The following is a 23,803-nucleotide window of genomic DNA, read 5'->3' as shown; positions in this document are numbered from 1 at the left end:
GTAGAAGAAAGTTCATGTGATCGTTTATTGTGGGTTCGTTTCTCAGGTTTCTATTCCATATCTATTTATAAATTCGTCTAAATTTATTCTTTCCTCAGCCATTTTTTCACGTCTTCTTCAAATGTTGGAATTGTGATCCCGAGTGTCCGGGTAATTTTTTCCGTATTCATGCGAAAATTCCGGGGCGGTGGAGAAGATGCCCGGATGGTATCGGCGATCAGTTCTTTTGACGGCCCCAGAAAGCGGGCCATATACCGGGCTTGTTCGAAATAACTCAGGCTTGTATCTGATGCCAGGTGATAAATGCCGTTTTTCCCCCGTTGAAACAACCCGTCTATAGTTTGAGCCACCATTTCACGATGTATGAGCCCACCGTAAATCGTTGCAGGCCACTCCCGGCTTTGTCCCTCAAAGGCACGGACGATCCCCGCCAGGAAATTTTGCCGGGTATAGGGTATATGGACCTCCTCGCTCCAGACAGGTGCCAGCCGGAGTATCCAGTATGCCGGCAGTTCGGCATTTTGAATGAGTTCTTCCCCCCGGACCTTCAGCCGGCCGTAATAAGAGAGGGGATTCACCGGATCTTTTTCGCTGTAGACTTGATCTTTCCGGCCGTCAAAAACCTGATCAGTTGAGATAAACAGGACAGGAATGTGAAGCAATTCGGCAATATCCAGCAGGTTGGCCGTCCCTTCCACGTTGACTTTTAATGCCCGTTCCTGGTCGGAGGGATTCTCCCAGCGGTGAAAAGCTGCCAGGTGGATGATGAGGTCCGGTTTTAGCCGCATCAGAACCTGCTCAAGATTGGACGGTATATCAATCCGCAGATGAAATGCATGAGATTCAAATACATAATAGCCCTGCTTGTGGAAATAAGCCGAAAGATAGTGTCCCAAAAATCCACGACTTCCCGTAATAAAAAAACGGGGACGGGGTTTATCCCATAAATATGGATTGGAGAGTGTTGTATTATTGTCGGTCATGATTTGTCCGCCCAATCTTAAGGATAAAAAGTTTTTAAAAAAATAGAGAATGGTGTATTTTATCCGGCAAACACAGGAAAGACAGGGAACAATGAAAATCCAGCTTATCTTCAATCCCCATGCCGGCAGGGGACGGGGCATGAAAACCTATCCCGAAATTCACCGGCTCCTTAAAGAAGCAGGACATGAGGTTATACCTCACAGAACGATTTACCGGTTTCACGCCACCGAGATTGTGAAAAGCCTTAATCTGTATGAAACGGATACGATAATTTCTGTGGGGGGCGACGGGACACTCTTCGAAATTGTCAACGGGCTTATGAATAATGCCGGTAAAAAGATACCACCGGTTGGTATTATTCCAATAGGAACCGGCAATTCTTTTGCGAAGGACCTGAAAATATTTACACTGGAAGATGGGATCAGGGCCGTGAAGCGAAATATTTCCCGTCCGGTGGATATTATCAGTTTTACCACAGAAAACAGTCTGTACTATTTTGTAAATAATCTTGGATTTGGCTTTGTGGCGGATGTGAGCCTGTCTTCGGAACCATTGAAAAGATTGGGATATACAGCCTATGCAATTGGCGTGTTAAAAGAGATGACCCGTCTTCGATCTCATGAACTGAGTCTGGAAATTGACGGAAAGAAGTATCACCATAAAGCAAATTTCTGTTATTTTTGCAACTCTGTATGGGTGGCTGGAAATATGAAAATCAGTCCAACGTCCCGTTTAGATGACGGTGAAATGGAAATAATGGTTTTAAATCAAATCACCCGTAAAGAGATGTTAAAAACATTTCCAAAAGTATTTAAGGGGACTCATATCAAGCATCCCAGTGTAATAATTTACCGGGGTAAGCACGTCAAAGCCTCTACGATCCCGGCGAAATTCTGCAATCCGGATGGAGAAATTTTCGGGGTCACCCCCCTGGAAGTGAAGGTTTTGCCGTCGGCACTTCAGTTTTGTACGCTGGAATAATCTCAATAAAATACTTGCACCATAGAAACATTGCCAGCTAAATTTCACGCGAAAAACGGACAAATTGTCCGATAGTGTATAACAGCAAATGGAGGATGCATGAGTTGTCTTAGAGTTACTCAGGGACTGAGTCAAAGCGATCAAGACGACCCCGGCCCGCGAAAGCGGACCCATGCGGCCATTGTGCTGATCTTATTCCGGGACTGATCCGGATAAGGGTTTGCCTCCGGCCGCATGGAGAACAATCAATGTGGCAAATATCGGAGGTGGCCCATGGAAAATACGATTCTGATCCCGGAAATCCGGGAATTGATTTCCAATAATGATACCCGCGCCCTGCAAGAACTTTTTGAGTCTGAACATCCGGTCCGGATTGCCGAATGGTTGTCTGAATTTGAACCGGAAGAAATCCGAAGGGCCTTGTCCGTCCTCCCGCCGCAACATCAGGCCTCTGTCCTCATCAATATGGATGAAGATCTTCAGGTGGATGTGGTGATGACACTGAGCCGGGGGGAAGCATCCCGCCTGTTTACCGCCATGCCCCATGATGACCGGGCCGATCTGTTTCAGCTCCTTTCTGATGAACAGCAGGAAGAATTGCTTCCATCCCTGGCCCATGCGGAGCGTGAGGACATCCGCCGCCTGGCGTCTTATCCGGAAGGAAGCACCGGTTCGGTAATGACCTCCGATTACGTGGCCCTGCCCCCAGATATCACCGCCGGTGAAGCCCTGAACCGCATGCGACTCCAGGCTCCAGACAAAGAAACGATCTATTATGCCTATGTGATTGACCAAAACCGGAAGCTCATCGGCTTTCTCTCACTAAAAGACCTGATTCTGGCCAAACCCCATACCAAAATCGAAGATTTAATGCACCGGGAGGTAATCTGCTCCCGCGTTGCCGATGACCAGGAAGAAACAGCCCGGAAAATTCAGAAATATAATCTGATCGCTATTCCTGTCATCAACGGCGGGGATGCTTTGGTAGGTATCGTAACACACGATGATGCCCTGGATATTATCACCCAGGAACACACGGAAGACATGGAAAAATTCATGGCCATTGCCGGTAGCCACGAATCAGCTGCTTATATGAAAACGTCTGCCTGGGAACACTTTAAAAACCGCGGTGTATGGGTCTTTGTCCTGGCTATCCTGGGACTCATCTCCGGGATGATTGTCCAGCAGTTCGAAGATATGCTGGTGCAATTTGCCATTTTGGTTGCCTTTATGCCCATGCTGGCTGCCGCCGGCGGTAATACAGGCTCACAGTCTGCCTCCCTTATCGTCCGGGCCCTGGCCCTGGATGAGGTGGAACCGGGAGACATTTTTAAAATCCTCCTGAAAGAATTTAAAGTGGCCCTCCTCCTCGGACTTCTCCTGGGTGCCATGGCTTTCGGACGGGTCTTCCTCCTGGGAGGGAAAACAACAATTCCCTATGGCTATACCATGGAAATGGTGGGTATCGCCATTGCCGTGGCATTGGGACTCCAGGTGCTGTCTGCCACGCTCTTTGGAGCCGTCCTTCCCCTCATTGCCGCAAAGATGAAATGGGACCCGGCTGTGGTTGCCAGCCCGGCCCTGACAACAATTGTGGATATCACCGGACTCCTGATCTATTTTACCACCGTGACCCTGATTCTGGGACTCTGATTTAACTCTTAAATCAATCCTTTTTCGTTGCTTTGAGAAAAGAGAATGTATAAATTTTATAGAACATATAAACAATGGTGGTACATAATGAAAAAACACACATTCTTTCTTTTAGCTGTTCTGATTTTTACCTGTTCTTCCCTCTCCGGCCGGGGAACCAATTGGGTTTACAGACCGGATATGACGATCTTTTTCCATGAAATGGACAGCCTGGCCAACCCCTTCCTTTGCGATGTGGACAGCGCAGGAAATATCTGGGTCCTTTCGTCTACCTCCACGTCCCTGAATGCCCATAACGCCCTCTATAAAGCAGAACCGGGCGATACAGTCTTTACCCTGTTTGAGGATTATTCCTCCATTACCGATATACATTCCACCCGTGGACTGGCTGCAGTCAATGAAGACGTGTTTGTCGCTTTCAGGTCCACTACGACGGATATCTCCTTCGTGTATGAATATCCAGAAGGCAATCCGGCGGCGAAAATTGAATATAAAGGAATTCCCGGATTCGGAACCTATGTGTATGGGATCAGTGTGACCAAAGACCGTTATATGTACGGAGGTATTATTTATCAGGGGCCGAGAATCCGGCTTTGGGATTTTTCCGGTGCTTCGGACCCTGTCGGCCTCTATGTGTCTCCTGAAACCACGGAACGTGATCCGGGCGGTCCCACCGGTACCGGTGAAGATGCCATCCGGGATGTGGCCATTCAAAAAGACCTGGATTATTCTGATTCCAATTCACCGGTGTATACATCACGGAACAGCCTGCCCGGTGGGAATCAGGGCGGTGTGACCGTCTGGACCGGTGGTGTACAGACGGATCCTTCAGGATATACCCCTCAGGCCCTTGAAGATGCAGACAGCTTTCTGAAATGGACCAGCTACGTACCCAACGGTCTTTTTGTAGATCATGAAGGTGTGCTCTGGGCTACGGGAACAGACAGCACCCGTCGATGGGTGAAAGGATTTCAGGTGGATGGAAGCTGGGCCACCCAGGTGGATGAACTCCCCAGCGCCACCAGCGGTGATATTGCCGACGCCGAAGGGGCTCCCCTGAATGTCCCCGAAGATGTGGCCATCAGTCCCGACAAGAAATTTGCCTATGTGATTGATTTAGCCCATAAATGCTGCTATGTGTTTTCCAACGGGGATGTGAGCAGCGTCCGGGAACCGGTAAAAGCAGAATCCTTTTTACTGAATCCCGCCTATCCCAATCCCTTTAATGCATCCACCCAACTCAGTTACCAGATTCCTGCTGCGTCCCATGTGGATCTGACGCTCTATTCGGTGGACGGGAAACCGGTGAAAACCCTTTATTCTGGATGGACCCAGGCTGGAACCCATTCCCTCCGTTTTGATGCACCGGAACACATGCCATCCGGACTCTATCTTGTGATGATGAAAACATCTTTTGGGCAGCAGGTCCAAAAAATCGCGTTGATGAAGTAAGGATCGGGGCCCGGATTGTTACATATTAAAAGGATTACAGGATTCATTTCCCTGTTTATGTTGAGTAGTGCCTTGTTTGCCATGGAGCCCCTCCCTGAATTTCGGGGTATCTGGCTCAGCCGGGATGCCGTGGCGTCAGGCCGGACTGCTATGCGATCGGAGTTTGAACGGATCAAAGAAGCCGGTTACAATGTAGTTTTCGTAAACAACTGGTTCAAGGGCGGCATGATTTACGAGAGTGATGTGCTGGATAGCTACGGAGGAATCCGTCAGCTTTCTGAATATACCGGCCGTGATCCTCTGCAGGAAGCCATCGAAGAAGGACACCGCCTGGGACTCGAAGTCCATGCCTGGTTTGAATATGGCCTGTGGAACTGGCTTTCCTACGATTCCACCGAAGTGGGACCGGTATTGGAAAATCGCCGGGACTGGATCATGCGGGACAGAAACGGCCGGCTTTTCAGCATCATGTCCGGCTCCATCTATCAATTCTGGATGGACCCGGCCCATCCCGGGGTGGTCACTTTTATGACGGAGATTTTTGCCGAATGCGCCAGACTCTATCCCGAACTGGACGGCATACAAACCGACCGGATCCGCTATCCCGGCACAACCTTTTCTTTCTCCCAGATCAGTCGGACGGCCTATATGAATGAAACAGGAGGAACCGATCCCCTGAATATTTCCGAAAACGATCCTGAATGGGAGGATTTTATCGTCTGGCGGGAAAGGCAAACCAGCGACCTGGCACAGGCCGTGTATCAGGCCATAAAAGCTGAAAATCCTGCCTGCCTGGTGTCTTCCGCCGTGGCGCCCCCCTATATGCTGGAAGGGAGCAGTGATAAATATCAGGACTGGCCCACCTGGGGCAGTGAACACTCGGTGGACCTCCTGTGTCCCATGCTCTACGTATCACTTGATGCATCTAGCTATTGGTTGGATCGATGTTTATCTGTGTTTAATTCACCTTTGCGTATTGCACCGGGATTTAGTATTAAAGAAGAACATCAGCCAACTGTAGATAATCTTATAAGTTTAAACAATGCGATTAAAAATAAAAATATGTCTGGTATAGTGATTTGGTATTATGGATATCTATCAGATAGTTTAAAACATAATATTAAATCATTTCTTTTTTCTACAACAACAGGCACCTTTCATAAATCCCCCACAGTGGATGACATGGATGCCCATTATACCTGTCAGGGAAATATGACACCCACCCCGGGGGGATATAAGGACTATTACCATACCGGAGTTCCCGGCAGTACGTTTTCATGGTGCATACCCCTTTACATTTCTGGAGATTATGCTTTACAGGTCTATATTCCTGAAGGATGGACCGGGGCGGATACCCTCCGGTATACGGTTACATGGCAGGAACAGGAAGAAACGGTGTCGGTGTACAGGCACAGATCCGGCGTTTGGCTGACACTGCTGAAAGGGTTTTTCAACTATGATGATTCGGTGACGGTATCCGTTTCCGGAAGCAATACAGGTTTGATCGTGGCAGATGCCATTCGCCTGAAACAAAAAGAGCCCCTCCGGTTTATGGATGCCTTTACTCCGGATCCGTATCATCTGAACCTCCTTTTTAACAATCCCCTCAAAGAGGATGAAAACAGTGCCGCGAATTTTTCCATTTTTCCGGATCTTACAATCAATTCATTGACCCTCGACACCGGCAATCCATCCATTGCCACTCTGTCAACATCCGGTTTTGACCCGGGGATTTCCTATACCGTCACAGCCTTTGGCCTGACAGATGCCGAAGGGGATATAAGCGACACCCTTTTTTTTACCTTTCAATACCATGCCGGACTGGATACGGTGATTGATAATACGGATAGCTTTTTTGCCGTGCAGTCGGGATCCTGGTCTGAGGAAAGTTCCGCGGAAGGTTTCAGGGGGGATAATTATCTGACAACCCCTGCCGGTGATGGGACCGCCCGGGTTTTCTGGCGCTATGCCCCGCCGGTCAGCGGCCTGTATCGTATTTCGGCCCTGTTCCCGTCCGATCCTGGCTTTGTATCCGATGCCATGTACATCCTGAAAGAAGGCACTGCCTACGATACCCTTTTTGTTGACCAAAGTCAGACGGGAGAAAACAGCCATGTTCTGGGTACCCAGTGGCTGGATGCCGGTACCTATGCCGTTGTCAAACTCCACAATGAATGCCCTTTGAGTCCCGGAAAAAAAGTTGTCGCCGATGCTGTACGCTTTACCCGTGTTTTCCCGTCATCACTCAGACCGGAAAATCCCGGAGAGGAATTACCCCGTTCTTTTGAATTAAGCGATAATTATCCCAATCCCTTTAACAGCCATACCCGATTTTCCTATTTCCTCCGGAAGGAAGGGGAAATATCCCTGAAAGTCTATAATCTGCAGGGGAAAGAAGTCATGTCCATCGCTGAAAGTCATGCCCCCGGTTCGTATTCTCTGGAACTGGATTTTTCGTCTCTGACGTCCGGAATTTATATCTACCGGGCCTCAGCCCACGGAGTAAACATCACGGGAAAAATGTTGTATATTAAGTAGCAATCTTATGAAGTCTATGTGCCTAAACAGCTGGAAAATTTTTGTGTGCCTGATCCTGGCGGCAGGCTTCCTCAATGCCCAGACCCGGGGAAAAATCTCCGGCCGGGTGTATGATGCCAAATCAGAGCAACCCCTGGTTGGCGCTAATGTGGTGATCGTGGGACAGGAAATGGGAGCTGCGACTGATGCGGACGGAAATTTTACCATCCTGCGGGTCTATCCCGGTGCCTATGAGCTGAAAGTTTCCTATATCGGTTATGCCACGGCGACAGTACAGGATGTCCGGGTGTATGTGGATCGTACCACCTTTCTGGAAATCCCCATGTCCGTAAAAGGGGTGGAAATGGAAGAAGTGGTTGTTACAGCCGAAAAACCCGTGATTGTCCGGGATAAAACCTTCAGTTCCTCCAGTGTGGATTATGAAGAGATTGAAAAAACACCGGCTGAAGGCATGCGGGATATTATGGAGCTGAATACCAGCTTTCAGCAGAATCCCAACGGGACCTATTCCCTGCGGGGCGGGGGAAGCTTTGATATCAACTTTATGATTGATGGTGTAACCCAGGAAAATTCCAATACCGGCGTACCCGGGACCAACTACATGGGTGAACGGGCAAACACATCCTGGAAATATGATTTCAATCCCCTGGGTATTAAACAAATGGAACTGATTTCCGGCGGGTTCAGTGCCGAGTATGGCAATGCCCAATCGGGTGTGGTGAAAATTGTGACCAAAGAAGGCTCCCCGGAATTTCAGGGAGAAGTCCGCCTGGAATACCGGGCACCTGGGAAATATCACTTTGGGGATTATCTGTACAGTAAGAACCAGTTTGAATGGCAAAAGTGGGGTCAATTGGAAGCCTGGTTTAAGGCAAATTACTTTCAACTTCCCCAGGATCAGCAGATTGGGGATCCCTACACGGAAAATGGTGTTCCCTATAACCTCTATACTTACAATGAAACAACTGGTACGTATGAACCTTACCGGATTTCCCTGAAGGATTCTCTGGCGGCAGACTACTACAATCAGTGGCTTTCCAACCGGACTCCCGAAGGGGAATCCATGGATGTGGCGGAAAACTTTACATGGATACAGGTCTACGATACGACCGAGTCGGGTATTGTCCCCGCTTATCGCAAGAAATGGCAGCTGTCTTCTGTGACAAATGATGAAAATCTGCTGGGAGTCTACGATTACCGGGATCTGGCCTATAAACGTCTGCTCTTTGGATTTGGCGGCCCCATCGGCAAACTGCCTGGATGGACCTTCTTTCTTTCCGGTGAAAAACGGAAAAAACCAACCCGGCTGCCTACGAATGAGCAATATACGGACTATGATAACATCAATTTAACCACTGTCAGCAAACTGGGTGAAAAACTGACCCTCCGCTCCATGTTCCAGTATCAGCACAACCGAAGCGGTATTTTTTCCGGATCTGATGATGTCCGTTGGGCCTCCCCCGTGGGAAGCCTCTCTTTTCACAGTGGCCAGCACAAATATTTGCTGATTACCGTTCCTCCCAAAGATGAATTTGCCTGGATCCAATCCTTTAATTTTACTTACCTGTTTACGCCTGATGCTTTTTTTGACCTCACACTTTCCCATACGTACGAACGGTATGAAGTAAATACCACACCTCTTTCCACCAAGTGGCAGGTACCTCAGGGAAACTGGGATGAAGGTTATACCCGTCTGGTCTGGGATCCCTCTGCAACATCCTACAATCAGGATGTGAGAACCCACATCTGGGCCGTCCGTGGAGATTATGTCAATCAAATAACCCACAATCATCAATTAAAGACCGGGTTTCAGGCAACTTCCAGGAATATGCACTATAGTTCGGTTTCCAGTGCCTACGTGAATGCCTTCATCTACAAAACGGGATTTGCCGAATACTACAAGGCAAAACCCCTGACCCTGGCAGCCTATATTCAGGACCGCATGGAATACAAGGGAATGATTGCCAACCTGGGGCTCCGGGCTGATGCCTTTAATAATTTTACCGATGTCCCTGTTGATGAATGGAATCCTCTTTACATGGGAACGGGCGCCAATGCCATCGGAGATCCGGAAACCGAACCCTCAACATTTCATGTTGCCTTTTCACCCCGGGCCGGACTCTCATTTCCTATCGGAGAAGCGACGGCATTCAGATTGCAGTACGGCCATTTCTATGCCGTGCCGAATTTTCGCCATACCCTTTCAAAATCCACCTACCAGGGATGGATTATGTATGGTAATGCCAATCTGGGATTTCTGAAAACCATCAGTTATGAATTTGGTGTTCAACACAGTCTGTGGGGGACCCATAAACTGGATGTGGTGGCCTATTACAAAGATATGACCCGGCAAACGACCAATATTCGTCGCCATTTTCCCACGGGAAGCGTTGGCCGGAGCGCCACCGATCCCTATGCGGCTACCTATGTCAATACAGGATTCGGCACATCCAAGGGCATTGAGGTGGAATTTGAAAAACACAGTGCCGGCCGCCTGAAATACCGTTTTAAATATACCCTTTCCAGAACATCCGGCGGAGTATACGGACCTTCGGAAATCTGGGACGAGGATGATCCCAATCGTCCCTACAGCGAACGGAAATATATCCAGCGGGCCAACGATAATATTACATCACTGGATAAAACCCATGCCCTGAGTGCTGTTTTAAGCTATGGATTCGGTTATAAAGAGGGGATGAATCTTTGGGGATTCTATCCTTTTCAATATTTCAGTGCCGCCCTGACTTACTCTGTCCGGAGTGGGGTACCCTACACGCTGGTGGAAACATACGAGCAGACCTTCAATCTCACCAACAACCGGCGCTATCCCATGGAATACGAAACCAATCTCTCCTTGTCCAAAGTCTTTCGCCTGTTCGGCTACCGGACAACCCTCTCCTGCCGGATTGATAACCTTTTCAACAACAAATGGCTTACGCCTTTTGACCCCTGGGTGGAAGCCGATGACCTGCTCACGTGGGTGAATACATCCAAAACCACGGAGGATGACCCCTATAAATATTTCCGGGTCTACCGGAATATCCCCCGGCAGATCTTTTTTACCTTTGGGGTGTCGTTTTGAGTTGCCCTCCCGCTGAGTTGCCCTCCCGCTGAGGGCGCTGAGACGCAGAGGGGATTAAAGGACGAAGATATGAGAGCACGAGAGCACGAAGATAGGGGAGAACGAGGGAATGAGGGTATAAGAGGAGATGGGATGTTGGGGCGGACATGTGTGTCCGACCTGAAGATGGGAAATTGGTTGATTGGATGATTGGATGGGAATGACTCCGGACTTTAGTCCGGGGGAATGAGAGGGAGGAAAGAAGCCCCAGACTTCAGTCTGGGGGATTGGAAGAATGAAAGGATTTATCGAGGTGCCAACTTCCAACTTCTAACTTCTAAAACATGATTGAACAAATGATGAAAACACATCAAAATAAAAACAGAATAAAACACTTTCTCAAAGGGATTTATACTCTTTTCTTCTTTTATAACCTCTTACTATTTCTCAACCTCAGACTTAACGCCCAGGAAAAAATCCTCTTTCTGAAAGAAGGCCGCCTGTGGGAAACGGTCAACCTGGCCAAAACCGGCCCTATGTTTGCCAATTGGACCCGTTCCGGGTATGGAATGGATTATCCCGGCTTTGATACGGAATGGATTGCCGGCCATGTAGGTGAGGGACCTTCACACCATGTGGGCGGTGGATTCTGGATTGGGGCCCTGGACAGCAGCGGCAATGTGATGGGACGGGAGGATTATGCCTTGTATGCCGGTTCTGTGGGATTTGAAACCACATCGAAATATATTGCCACAAAACATGGTTTTATCACCGATGGAAGGGAAAATTTTTACAATCAACGGTGGGATGGCATGGGTGAAATTGCCATTGAAACCGAATATGCATGGAATCCGGACTACCTGTTTCCTTATGAACGGAAAAGCTATCTCCCGATTAAAGTCAACCGGAAAGTGCATCAATGGCCGACTCATGAAAGGGATCAGGATTACATTATTTTTGACTATACGGTAACCAACGTAGGTGATTCCGCTATGTTTAAAACCCATGTCATGTTCCTCTATGGGTTTTCCATTAATGCCCGGGGATGGTCCATCCTCTTTCCCAATTATAATGCCGGTTCCCGGAACACGCGGATGTTGTGGGACCGGAACCGGCGCCTGATGTATGGGTATGCCACGGATTTCAAGGCGGTTGAGGGGAATGACAGCTACGACTTCTGGGCAGACGGCGGTCCCAACCGACAGGGTGAATACCTGGCTCCGGCCTATGCCGGCATTCAGTTTCTTTATGTGTCCCCCGATTCATCCGGAGAGGCCAATCGTATTCACAATTATGCCTGGGCCTCCTCCCATCCCACCCAATCCAGCCATCCTTTTACCAATAAGGGCACGGTGGAAGAAGACTATGCTGTCCTGAAAAATCCGGCCAATGCCACCGATGCCATCACCAGCCTGGGAGATGAGCGATGGGGAAATGCCAAAATCTGGACCATGGTTTCCCTGGGTCCCTGGGATATTGCACCGGGAGATTCCATCCGTTTTACCATCGCGGAAGTGATCGGCTCGGTACCCTATGAAGAGGCTGTGGATCCCAATGCCACGACCAGCGATATCGCCAGGGGCAGACAAATCCTCATGGATAATGCCGATGCAGCCCAGGCCAATTTTGATGCAGGTTTGAATATCCCCATGCCTCCGGCAGCTCCTGATGCATTTGAACTGGATTATCTGGGTGAGGATGCTATCGGAGCGGTGTTAAGCTGGGATCATACCGGTGAAATGTTACCCGATGCTGATTATACGGGCGATGAAGCCTATGACCTTGCCGGTTACAGAGTGTACCGTTCCAACTACCTGCCCATCGGTCCATGGATCCTGATCGCCGATATTCCCAAAGGTGATCCGGAGACTTTTGATTCTTTTGAACAAAAATACTCATTTATCGATACCTCTGTTGTAAACGGGGAAGCCTATTATTATGCCGTCACGGCTTATGATACAGGGCATGCCGTCTGGCCGCCTGACCCGGCCCTGTATCCCAACGGTGTTCCACCCCTGGAAACTTCCAAATATATCAACCGCACCGAAACCCCTTTCCGGGCAGGATATGGCGCCAGTGAAGATCTGGAGAATGTCCTTGTGGTTCCCAATCCCTTCATTTTAAGCTCCGGGCTGACTCAAACCGCCGATTCCGATAATATCCAGTTCCGGAATATCCCTAGTCCGTGCACAATCCGGATTTATACCGTGAGGGGGGACCTGGTAAAAACCATCGAACATACCGAATCCATTGGATCTGCTGTCTGGGATCAGGTAAGTGAATACGGACAGTTTGTGGAAAGCGGTGTGTTTATTTATCATATTACATCCCATGCACCCGATAGTCGTGGAAAAGTGACCATAGGAAAATTCAGTATTATCCGATGAAATATCTTGTACAAAAAAGCGTTTTTCTGATCCTGCTCATGGCAGCCCTCCTTCAGGGAGGCTCTTTTCGTAAAACGGGCACGGTAGGCTACACCTTTCTGGAACTTCCGGCTATGGCCCGGCAAGCGTCCCTGGGAGATGCTGTGGGAGCTGTTGTGGACGGCGGAGCCCTGTTATCCCTCTTTGCCAATCCGGGCGTGTTGGGTTTACAAAACGGCTGGCATTTCGGCGCGGAATATTCTCCCTGGCTGGCGGACATTCAACACAATACGGCAGGTCTGGTGATTCCGGCTGGACTCATGGGGAATTTCGGAATCAGTGTCAATATGGTGGATTTCGGCGAGATGACCCATACGGGCACAGAAGGATATGTTCTGGGCACCTATACTGCCCAGTCTCTTGCCCTTGGAATCACGTATTCACGCCGCCTGACGGATAAATTCTCCTGGGGAATCCGCCTGAATGGTATCCGGGAGGAAATTCACACCTATACATCCCAAAATGTTCTGGTGGATATGGGTGTTTATTACCTGACAGGCTTTCAATCCCTGCGCATTGCCGGCTACATTAATCATTTTGGTGTGGATGGAAAATTTATCAGGGATTCGTTCAAAATGCCTACCTCACTCCGGTTGGGCATGGCGTATGATGTGTGGGATTCTCCCGGGTATCGCCTGACCGGCGCCGTGGAATTATCCCATACCGCTGACAATCCCGAACGTCTTCACATCGCTTTGGAACAGCAGGTTCTGAATCGCTTTTACCTTCGAAGTGCATTTAAAACTCCCGTGGATGAAGATCCCTGGAGTTTCGGTGCCGGGATTCATTGGGGTAAAATTCGCGTCGATGCGGGAGTAATCCCCTATGGCAGGTTTCCGGCGGTCTATTCCTTCGGTATACAGGTGACACCATGAAAACAACACGAAACATCCTGTTCACCCTCTTGCTCATGTGTTTATCAACACTTCCTTTGAAAGCCCTGAGCCTTGAAGATGTATCCATTGAAGGGGGTTACGCACTGGGGGTGCCAGAAGATTCCCTCATCGACGGCGCTCAGGGACCCGGTTTTGAATTGTCCCTCCGGTGGCGCCTGAGTGACAGATGGTCCCTGATTCTGAACAGCAGCCACTGGTATCTGTCTATCGATCAGGAAAATGCTCACCGGGTACTGGACTGGCCTTACTGGCAGCAGATTTATGGTTTTGTGATTTATCAGGTCGAAACGGATCCTGTCTATGAAGTCGATATTGAACCCTATCAGGACTTGAAAATCAAACCTGTGGAAGCCGGCCTGGCATGGCGCAATTCCAAATCGGCCCGGTTTCAGTTTGGCGGTGAGTTGTCCGGCGGGCCTGTCTGGTTCAGGCGGCAGCTCTATATTGAAGAGTTTTGGAAAAAACACTTCCCATCCATCGACTATACCTATACGTACGACTTCCAAAACCGATCCAATGCTGAAGACGGCTGGCTCTGGTCCGTAACACCGGCTGCCTTTGCGGTTTTTCAGCCTTCCGATCTTGTGTCAGTATCTTTTAAAGGAATATGGAAAACCTATATTGCCTCCGGTGAAAATGCAGATTTTTTCCCCCTGAAAAGCCATTTTCACCTGTCTTTAGGCATTCATTTTTTATATTGAAAGATTGATTATGAATTTCCTGCCAAAAACCTTACATCTCCTGCTATGGATCATCTGTTCATTTCTGATTCTGACTGTCCTTCCGGATGGATTACATGCCCAAAACCGGTATTATCTGGGCGGGGGATATGAATGGACACATCCTGTCGGCGGACTCAATGATCGTTTTGAAGCCGTAAAATCTCCTGTTTTTTCCGGAGGATGGGATCTTGATGACCAATCCCGGATGATTCTGGACTATCGCTTTATGCTTTTTAATGAGATCAACCGGGATAAACTCCCCCATGATTCCCTGGCCATGGAACTGAGCAATTATTCAGGAGGATTGGTTTACCAGTATGAATTCTGGCAGCCTTTTTCCTTCCTTTCTTTCTATGTTCAGGCGGGGATATCCCTGAATCAGTGGAATTTTACCCGGGACGCTTTTCATGCTGCGATCCCGGATTCTTTGGCACCGATTACTCTTGATCTGGATGTTTATAAGCGCTCGGACTGGAGCTGGGGTGGACGGGCCGGCGGTGGTGTGGAATTGTCTCCTTTGCCTTTCATCCACCTGGGTTGGCATGCTAATTTTCATCTCATTGCTGCAGAACTCTGGCCGGCTGAAAGCCTGGGAATGGAATCGGTAAGCGGTTTGAAAATGTGGGATCAACAGGTGTATTTGAGAATGAGTTATACCTGGTAACAAAAAGGGAGTGATATGAAACGGGAAATGGCTTACCTGGTGGTCTTTTTTTGGGGATTCATTCTGCTGGGAGGCTGTACATCTGAAAAACAGGCCGAAAACTGGCTTTGGATTGATGCCTCGGCCAATTTTCAACGGCTGAGCAGTGAGGATTCCATCCGCTACTACATGGAAAAAATCCGCCTGGCAGGTATTGAGGGTGTGATTGTGGATTTGAAACCCATTTCCGGTGAGGTTTTATATCCAAGTAATATCGCCCCCCAGGCCCTGGAATGGCGGGGATTTACCCGGGATGCAGATTTTGATTATCCCGGACTCATGATTCACCATGCCCGGAAAAACGGCCTGACGGTACTGGCGGCTATGAATTGCTTCTCCGAAGGCTGGAAACAGGAAAAACGTGGTCCCATCTACTCCACCCATCCCGACTGGCAAACCATGCTTTACCTGCCGGAAGGAATTATCCCCACAACAGAATATCTTGTGGGATATTCTGCCTTTGTGAATCCGGCACGTCCAGATGTACAGGAACATCAATTCCAACTCATGGAAGAAATGCTTACTCAGTACGATTTTGACGGCATTGTCCTGGATCGGGGGCGCTATGATAATATCCGGTCTGACTTTTCCGATTTTTCCCGGAAAGCTTTTGAAACCTGGCTGGGTGAATCAGTGGAAAACTGGCCGGAGGATATTTTCACATGGATTCCCGATGAAAGCGGGAAACCGGTTCATAAGCCCGGAATACTCTATAAAAAGTGGCTGCTCTGGCGGGCTACGGTGATCCATGATTTCTTTGTGGAAGCCCGGAACCGTGTGAAAAAGGTCCGCCCCGATGCCATCTTTTCCGATTATGTGGGAGCCTGGTATCCCAGTTACTATGAATTAGGGGTAAATTGGGCCAGTAAGGCGTATGATCCTTCACAAGAATATGACTGGGCTCTGCCGGAGTATCAGGAAACCGGATATGCCGAAACACTTGATTTCCTCTTTACCGGATGTTATTTCTATCCGGTGACTATTGCTGAAGTGGATAGTCTGTACAGGGACTGGAAGGAAAAACCAAACCGGGAACCCGGCATGGAAGAAAAATATAAACCTTACCACTCTGTGGAAGGAGCCGCCCGCATGTCCCAAAAAGTGACCATGGGTAAAATCCCGGTTTATGGCAGTTTGTATGTGCAACAGTATAAAGATGAAAACGATCCCCGGCAGTTTGTAGATGCCTTACGTATGGTGCAAAAAGAAACAGAGGGTGCCATGATTTTTGATCTGGTCCACATTATTATGTTTGACTGGTGGGATGAACTGTCTGTCGGTTTACAATAGGAATTGCATAAGGGAAAAAAGAAGGGATGACGAATCATCCCTTCTTTTATATTCGGAGTGTTTTAATTCGTTAAAATAAAAACAGGTCATCTTCGTCACCATTCATTCCTTCACCATTTTCCGGGCGGTTCTTTCCGTTTTTGTAGTTGTTGAAACGGTATGTCAGGGATAGAATGGCAATGGGAGATTCTCTTTCAAAAGCAGTGGCATTGATAAAGTTTGGACCGGTGGTGGTAAACTCGTGTCTGCCCGTTCCAAAAACATCCCGGACCTGCAAAGCAGCCGTCCATTTTTTCCCAATGTCGTATTTCACCGCGGCGCTGGCGATCCAGAATCCTTCCCGTTCACTTTGGCTTGTGACAGAGGGACCATGGTAATTGGTGTCGAATTGAATGCGGGTGTCTGTCCCAACAAAGAACGTGTTGTTGAATTTCACGCCCCAATTATTGGATGAATTGTCAAAAGACCTCCCGTTAAATGAGCCTTCTACCCGGTAACGGTACAGATTCCCGCTCAGGAATATATTCCAGAAAGAATAGGGAATTACATTCAGTGATAGTTCTGCACCGGTGCTGTAATCTTTTCCCACATTGGCAAAGGTGAAGAGCAGGGTTTCTTTGTCGATAACACTCTGAACTCTTTCTACCTTGTTTTCTGTGGTCCGGTGGTAAATGTCCGCAGCAATATAATTCTTCTTTTTACTCAGTTGCCAGCTGGCTTCCCAGGCATTGATATATTCCGGTTCAAGTCCGGGATTCCCCTGAAACACCGAGTAGGCATCCCTCTGTGTTGCATAGGGTTCCAGATACCAGTTTCTTGGCCGGTCGATGCGACGTGTATAGGAAGCCATAACCTGGTTGTTCTCTGATAAGGGAAGACTGACATGGAGTGAAGGAAAAACATCCCATCGGTCGATCAGATAGGTGGTATCCTGGGTGTTCAGATGCATGTTCCGGTAAGTATATTCCCCCCGGGCGCCCCACTGCCATTGAAACGGACCAAGTTCCCGCTTGTAAATGGCATATAAACTGTGAATGACATGCTCATAATCATTTTGATGGCTGTATTGGGGATAGTACACATATTGGGACGCCGTAGTATCCCAACCATAAGTACCGGTTCCTTCTTCATCCATCGAAATCCGTGACTGGATGCCAGCCTCAAAACCTCGGGTTTCTGACGCCATATTTTTGTAATCCAGCTTAAGCCGCCAGTCTGAATCATTGGAGTCTTCCGTGTTTTTGGTCCGGTCTGTGATGCTTTCATTCTCATCCCGTCGGGTTGTTTCATTGAATTCACTGCCGATACGACTCCGGTAGCTGACAGAACCGGAGAGATCATGACTTTCTTTGTCGAATTTTTTTGTGAATTCCAGTCCTGTTCCCCAATAATCTCCTGCCCGGGTATTGTCATCCAAGGAGCGGTAAATAGAGTAAACGGGATATTCTTCAAACATCTGATTGCTGGTACGGCTTCGTTCATAATGACCGATGTTGAACTGAGCAGAGATGAGAAACTTGTCCGTTGGCCGCCAGTCCAGACTGGTCCGGTATGAATAGGTCTTCCGGTGCATCTCTCCACGTCCATCTCCTAACACACTGAAGGCCGTATCATTAATAGTGGTGGTTTTGTCTGTTGTCCGTTGTCCTCCGGACTGAAAATCGTTCCAGCTCAGGCTGTTGTTCCAGGTGAATTTGTCGTAGCGCATGCTGAGTGCAGCATTGGCACCATATTTATCCCCATTCCCGGCATTCACAGACAGCTGTCCGCTCACACCTGTAATCTTTTGCTTTTTGGTCACAATATTGATGATGCCCGTTGTTCCGTCCGGATCATACCGGGCACTGGGGTTGGTGATAATTTCTATTGTCTGAATCAGGGTTGCGGGAATCTGATCCAGGGCATCACTGCCTTCAAATATACTGGGATGACCATCGATCATCACGATAAAATTCGAGCTGCCCCGTAGTGTGACGGTCCCTTCTACATCCACATCAATGGATGGGACATTTTCCAGGATTTCCACAGCTGTTCCACTTAGACTGGCAGCAAACTGATCCGCATTAATAACCCGCTTGTCTGCCTTGAATTCTATCACAGGCCGGTCTCCCACAACCTCTACTTCGGACATCTGTATGGCAGCCCGTTTCAGGCGAATATCCTCCAGAGTTACGGTTGCATTTTGGGGCGTTAACCGAAATTCAGAACTCAGGACTTCGTAAAAGCCGATAAATTTTGCGGACACGTAATAGCGCCCCGCAGGGATATTTGGAATATAAAAAAATCCATTTTCATCACTCATGGCTCCGTCTACCAGTGAACTATCCGGTAAATTGTGCACTACAACATTGGCATATCCAATTTCATTTCCCGTTGCATTATCGAGAACACGTCCCTGGACCGCCCCCCTGAAATCAGCAGATCTCCGGGTGTCCTGGGCTGTGATTGCAGTTACCAGGAGAATCATCATGATCAGTATTCGTGAAGTCATCTTTATCATTTTCATCTGTTGTCCTTTTTTCGTTTCAATAAGCTTTGACACAAAACAAGGCGGAAAGTTAATAAAAAAATGCTGCATGATTGGATAAATCACAAAAATCTGTAGGAATCTTCTTAAATAAGCCCGCTAATATAAGATAATTGCTTTCTTTGCCGGTATATCCACGATGAATTCATGGTCCCTCCGGAAATACTCCTTATTACTTAAATAATCTGTGATGTTCTTTTTGTCATGGAAGTGATTTTCGTGAATGGAAAAGGGTTGTTTCCGGTCACTGCTGTTAAAAAGTACCATGATAACATCTGTACCGCTTTGACGTCTGAAACCAAAAAGTCCGCTATCGTTATCAGCTACAACTACCCCATAATCTCCGGTTTGGAGGGCGGGGTGTTCATTCCTGAAATGTATAAGTTTTCGGTAAAAATTATGAAGATCATGGTTAAAAGCTACCGGCACAGAAGGCATCGATGACTGATTGGGCCGGGTGGATTCAGCTTCGTACTCCCTGCCGGGCCAGACCATGGGCTTCCGGCAACAGGGATCATTGGCTCCCCACATACCGGCTTCGTCTCCGTAATAGATCATGGGAGCCCCTACAAATGTCATTTGCAGCACAATCATCTGCCGGTGAATTTTAAGGGTTTCTTCATCTTCCGGGGGGCGGATATTGTAATGGGGATTATGTGCCTGGGATTTTCCGAAAAATTCTCCCCAATTTTCAAATTTTCCGATATCGGGATTGGCAAGGGCGCTGAGAAGACGCTGGGTATCGTGGGAATCGTACAGATTTTGCATGACATAAAGTGTTTCAAGGGGATAGGTGTTTAACAGGGAATCCAGCTCCCGGGCAAAACGCACCGGAGTGATTTTATCTTGCCTGTTGACAAAATACTTGTGGGCAATAAAAGCGAAATTGTAATTCATCACAGCGTCAAACTCATCTCCCTCCAGATAAGGAAGCACTTTCTCGGGCGGATCGATGATTTCTGCTGTCAGGTAAGCTTCAGGGTTGATGGCTTTCACATGGTTTCGCCAGGCTTTCCAAAAGGGGTGTCCCACACAAAAGGCCACATCCAGGCGCCATCCGTCAATTCCATCAGAGGGATCTCCGTCACCGTCCGGATCCATCCACCGTCGGGTTGCTTCGAAAATATACTGCCGGGGCCCCTCAACAATTCCGTTTTCATCCTCACGGAGTTCGGGCAATTCCGCCACGCCAAACCATCCTTCATAGGTAAAAGGAGCTCCCAAAAATCCCGGAGTATTCCAGTCTGTTACAGTAAACCAATCCCGGAACTCTGATTTTTTTCCGTTTTTTAAAAGATCCTGAAAGGCAAAACTGGTGATTCCCATGTGGTTGAATACACCGTCGAAAATAATTCGGATGTTCCGTCGATGGGCTTCTTTGATCAGTTTTAAAACGAATTGATCCGCTTCTGTCCAAACCCAGGTGGAGGGATCTACCGGGTTCTCTTTGGCCATACGCTGAAGATCTCCTTTCGGATCGGGGCCAAAGTGGACGTCAATATGGTGATAACAGGCTCCGTCATATTTGTGAAGGCTGGGTGCCTGAAAAACAGGATTCAGATATATGGCACCGATTCCCAGATCCTCCAGATAATCCAGCTTGTTGATTATTCCCTGTAAATCACCGCCGTAACGCCGGCGTTGAATGTTGAACCAGATGTCTTTTCCGTTCTCCTTTTCCCAGGGCTGAAGTTTGTACCAGTCTGCTGTCCAGGGAGAAAGATTCCAGGGTGATTCGGCATCGTGAGGCCAGGCACCTCTCAGCGACTCCTTGTCCGGATCATTTCCAGGGTCTCCGTTTTCAAAACGATCCGGAAAAATCTGATACCATACGACCTTAGCCGCCCATGAAGGGACCTGTTTGAAAAAAGATTTTTCATCCATCATTCTTTCCTTCTGTTTCGGCTGGCAGCCTATGAGAAAAAGGATTATCATGAGTGCCGGAATGCTGCGATGGCTCATCTTTTTTATCCTCCGCTTCGAATCATCATGAATCGGCAAAAAATCTGAAGTTTTTCAATCTGGAACCGGTCAAATCCGGGGCCGGTTCTCAGAGAAAGCTCACCATACCAGGGGCCGATTTCCATCCAGGTGGCAATGCCGATTCCGGCTTCTGAAAGTCCCGATTTTCTGTAAACCGGTCCTTGCCGATAGGATGACAGATTGAGTCCGGTATAGACCGACAAAATCCAGGGCATCTTCCAGTCCACGGGCCATTGGATCTCACTATATCCGTACATACGTCCTGCCAGGGGATCCACATCGGCTGTGAATTGCCACCGGAAAGGGGAAACATGACCGATGGTGCATTTCAGGGAAGAGGTGAGGGAATCAGTCCGGCCCCACCATCCCAGACTCCATTCGGGTTGTATTCCCAGGGATGAAAGGGAGGTGTAGAATCCTCCGTATGCCGTCAAATCCCATGCGTTGCCGCCCAGGCTGAAATCTGTACCGGTGTACCATGGCGCTTTTCCGGGATATAGGGTCATCCCTGGCCGGATAACCATACCGCGCCCTATTCGATATCCATATTCCCGCCGGGGGGATTCGATGGATAAATTGATATCATAGTCTATACATTCTGCTGCTACCGGTATGATAAGAAGTAAAATGAGGAGGTATGCACAGATACGTTTCATATAATGGAATTTAGAATCTTCCGCCTTCAGGAAAAATGAAAAACCGGCTAAAAAGAAAAATGCCGGTGCGTGCACACCGGCATTTTTCAACACAGGAGGGAACCTGAGAAGAAATATTTCAAAACCCTATCGGGATTTATCCCTCAAACGCAGTATGAATATACCTGTTTTTCGTTTTAAAGTGCAATAGTTCTTTTAAAAATATTTCTACCATCTCTTTGGGGGATCAGGTTAAATTCCCAGGTTACCTGCTGACAAGGCATGAGATATCCGGGATGTTGTTCCCCTTTCCCTTTTGATAAGGAGTTTTCATGTTTCCGAATGTTTCTTCCTGGCTGATGTTTGGTTTGTTTTTTCTTATCATTACCCTCTTCCTGGGTCTTGCCGATTTTTTACTCCGCCTGTTTCGTGTGCATCCCCATACCACACGGAGGATTGTTCATATTCTTGTAGGTATTCTGGTTTGTTTTTCACCCCTTTTCTTTCAGGATTCCCTGCCGGTTGCAACCCTTGCCGGAGTTTTTATCCTTGTCAACTATTTTGGAATCCGCTACGGATTATTGAAGGGGATCCATGAAACAGACCGTGTCAGCTATGGAACGGTTTATTTTCCCATCTCATTCCTGATTCTTGTTCTCTGGTTCTGGGATAAAGATCCCTCTATTTTATTGACGGCGATGCTTATCATGACCTTTGGAGATCCTGTCGCCAGCTGGGTGGGAGAATCCCGTAAACACCCCGTATCATTTAAAATCTGGTCCGATAAAAAATCCCTCCAGGGAAGCATGGCTATGTTTGTGACCGCTTTTCTTGTAGCGGTGACGGGAATGTATTTTTTTCGCCGACTTTTTGGACCGGAGATTCCCTGGGGGACAGCGGTCCTTTTCGGATTTTTTACAGCAGTATACGCGGCTGTCTCGGAAACCATCTCCCACGAAGGGACCGATAATCTGATGGTTCCTCTGGGAAGTGCCGTGATTCTGGATTTTCTCTATACCGGCACTCCGGCCATGCAACATCAACTCATGCTGTGGATGATATTGACTGCCGGGATTGCCTGGCTTGCCTGGAAAGCAAAAACCCTTTCCCTGAGCGGTGCCGTAGGGGCCTGGCTTTTGGGGACCGTGGTCTTTGGAATCGGTGGTCTGGAGTGGATGTTCCCTGTGATTTTCTTCTTTGTGACTTCCAGCCTTTTTACCAGTGTGGGGAAACGGCATAAAAAGATTCTTGAAACAGTTTTTGAAAAAGGGGGACAGCGGGATATTTTCCAGGTTTTTGCCAATGGAGGTGTGGGAATGCTTGCCATTCTCGGCTTCTACTTTACCCGGCATCCGGTCTGGTATATGATTTTCCTGGGAAGTATTGCAGCTGCAACTGCCGATACCTGGGCCACAGAACTGGGGACATTCAGCAGACGTCCACCGGTCAGTATCCTCAATTTTAAAAGAGTGGAAATGGGAACGTCCGGAGGCATCACACCTCTGGGGACTTTTGGTGCACTGTTAGGGTCTTTCTCCGTGGTGCTGATCGGCTGGTTTATGTGGGGATGGCGGCAGGTGGATTTTCTCACTTTGGATCATATTCTCATTATTACCCTTGCCGGCTTTTTCGGGTCTGTGGCTGATTCCATTTTAGGAGCCACTCTCCAGGCCCAGTACCGGTGCCCGGTCTGTGGAAAAATCACAGAAAAAAAAGATCATTGTTCAGAAAAAGATATCCCCCTGATCCGGGGTTATCGATCCATGAATAATGACCGGGTCAATCTTTTGTGTACGCTGACAGGCGGACTTTTAGCCGCTTTGGCAACTCTTTAAATTAAAGATAATTGGAACTTTACGGGGTATTCTTGAAATAAGGCTCAGATTTCAGGTTGGGGGGAAGGGTATTATGACCAAAGAATATAATAACAACAATATAAACTTGACAAATGT

The 23,803-nt window shown here is 48.1% G+C and carries 15 protein-coding genes; 11 read left to right on the top strand and 4 right to left on the bottom strand.

The features are described from left to right. Window positions 1-83: 83 nt before the first annotated feature. Window positions 84-983, bottom strand: coding sequence for an SDR family oxidoreductase (locus tag strainIA91_RS10440; protein WP_400166723.1), 900 nt, complete (start codon window positions 981-983; stop codon window positions 84-86). Between the two features lie 91 nt (window positions 984-1,074). Between strainIA91_RS10440 and strainIA91_RS10435 the strand changes: the two genes are divergently transcribed. The 10 genes from strainIA91_RS10435 to strainIA91_RS10390 all read left to right on the top strand — a co-directional run bounded on the left by strainIA91_RS10435 (window position 1,075) and on the right by strainIA91_RS10390 (window position 16,706). After that, complete coding sequence (locus tag strainIA91_RS10435) at window positions 1,075-1,965, top strand: diacylglycerol/lipid kinase family protein (protein WP_400166722.1); 891 nt, start codon at window positions 1,075-1,077, stop codon at window positions 1,963-1,965. Between the two features lie 273 nt (window positions 1,966-2,238). After that, window positions 2,239-3,618, top strand: coding sequence for a magnesium transporter (mgtE, locus tag strainIA91_RS10430; RefSeq protein WP_400166721.1), 1,380 nt, complete (start codon window positions 2,239-2,241; stop codon window positions 3,616-3,618). Window positions 3,619-3,705: 87 nt separating this feature from the next. Further along, window positions 3,706-5,070, top strand: coding sequence for a T9SS type A sorting domain-containing protein (locus strainIA91_RS10425; protein WP_400166720.1), 1,365 nt, complete (start codon window positions 3,706-3,708; stop codon window positions 5,068-5,070). A gap of 15 nt (window positions 5,071-5,085) precedes the next feature. Next, window positions 5,086-7,608 carry a family 10 glycosylhydrolase gene (locus tag strainIA91_RS10420; protein WP_400166719.1) on the top strand — a complete coding sequence of 841 codons (2,523 nt, stop codon included), beginning with the start codon at window positions 5,086-5,088 and terminating at the stop codon, window positions 7,606-7,608. A 16-nt stretch (window positions 7,609-7,624) separates the two neighbouring features. Further along, window positions 7,625-10,690, top strand: coding sequence for a carboxypeptidase-like regulatory domain-containing protein (locus strainIA91_RS10415; protein ID WP_400166718.1), 3,066 nt, complete (start codon window positions 7,625-7,627; stop codon window positions 10,688-10,690). A 323-nt stretch (window positions 10,691-11,013) separates the two neighbouring features. Further along, window positions 11,014-13,056: a hypothetical protein gene (locus strainIA91_RS10410; RefSeq protein ID WP_400166717.1), complete on the top strand. Its 2,043-nt coding sequence runs from the start codon at window positions 11,014-11,016 to the stop codon at window positions 13,054-13,056. Beyond that, complete coding sequence (locus strainIA91_RS10405; protein ID WP_400166716.1) at window positions 13,053-13,970, top strand: PorV/PorQ family protein; 918 nt, start codon at window positions 13,053-13,055, stop codon at window positions 13,968-13,970. The genes strainIA91_RS10410 and strainIA91_RS10405 overlap by 4 nt, the downstream gene beginning before the upstream one ends. After that, a complete protein-coding gene (locus strainIA91_RS10400) occupies window positions 13,967-14,692 on the top strand; it encodes a hypothetical protein (RefSeq protein ID WP_400166715.1) in 726 nt (241 codons plus the stop codon). The genes strainIA91_RS10405 and strainIA91_RS10400 overlap by 4 nt, the downstream gene beginning before the upstream one ends. Window positions 14,693-14,702: 10 nt before the next feature. Beyond that, a complete protein-coding gene (locus tag strainIA91_RS10395; protein ID WP_400166714.1) occupies window positions 14,703-15,377 on the top strand; it encodes a hypothetical protein in 675 nt (224 codons plus the stop codon). A gap of 15 nt (window positions 15,378-15,392) precedes the next feature. After that, a complete protein-coding gene (locus strainIA91_RS10390; RefSeq protein ID WP_400166713.1) occupies window positions 15,393-16,706 on the top strand; it encodes an alpha amylase family protein in 1,314 nt (437 codons plus the stop codon). A gap of 70 nt (window positions 16,707-16,776) precedes the next feature. Here strainIA91_RS10390 and strainIA91_RS10385 read toward each other — a convergent pair whose 3' ends face one another. The 3 genes from strainIA91_RS10385 to strainIA91_RS10375 all read right to left on the bottom strand — a co-directional run bounded on the left by strainIA91_RS10385 (window position 16,777) and on the right by strainIA91_RS10375 (window position 21,872). Beyond that, window positions 16,777-19,197 carry a TonB-dependent receptor domain-containing protein gene (locus tag strainIA91_RS10385; RefSeq protein WP_400166712.1) on the bottom strand — a complete coding sequence of 807 codons (2,421 nt, stop codon included), beginning with the start codon at window positions 19,195-19,197 and terminating at the stop codon, window positions 16,777-16,779. A 135-nt stretch (window positions 19,198-19,332) separates the two neighbouring features. Further along, entirely contained in the window at window positions 19,333-21,195 is a 1,863-nt protein-coding gene (locus strainIA91_RS10380) for a glycoside hydrolase family 13 protein (protein WP_400166711.1), read from the bottom strand. Window positions 21,196-21,200: 5 nt separating this feature from the next. Beyond that, window positions 21,201-21,872, bottom strand: coding sequence for a hypothetical protein (locus strainIA91_RS10375; protein ID WP_400166710.1), 672 nt, complete (start codon window positions 21,870-21,872; stop codon window positions 21,201-21,203). A 311-nt stretch (window positions 21,873-22,183) separates the two neighbouring features. Here strainIA91_RS10375 and strainIA91_RS10370 point away from each other — a divergent pair, with 311 nt between their 5' ends. Beyond that, window positions 22,184-23,686, top strand: coding sequence for a DUF92 domain-containing protein (locus strainIA91_RS10370; protein WP_400166709.1), 1,503 nt, complete (start codon window positions 22,184-22,186; stop codon window positions 23,684-23,686). Window positions 23,687-23,803 lie beyond the last annotated feature (117 nt).

It is taken from the genome of Candidatus Neomarinimicrobiota bacterium (assembly GCA_041154365.1).
Taxonomy (GTDB): Bacteria; Fidelibacterota; Fidelibacteria; order Fidelibacterales; family Fidelibacteraceae; genus Fidelibacter; species Fidelibacter multiformis.
The sequence above is the reverse complement of the archived record's forward strand: the minus strand, read 5'-3'. Positions and strand labels throughout refer to the sequence as shown.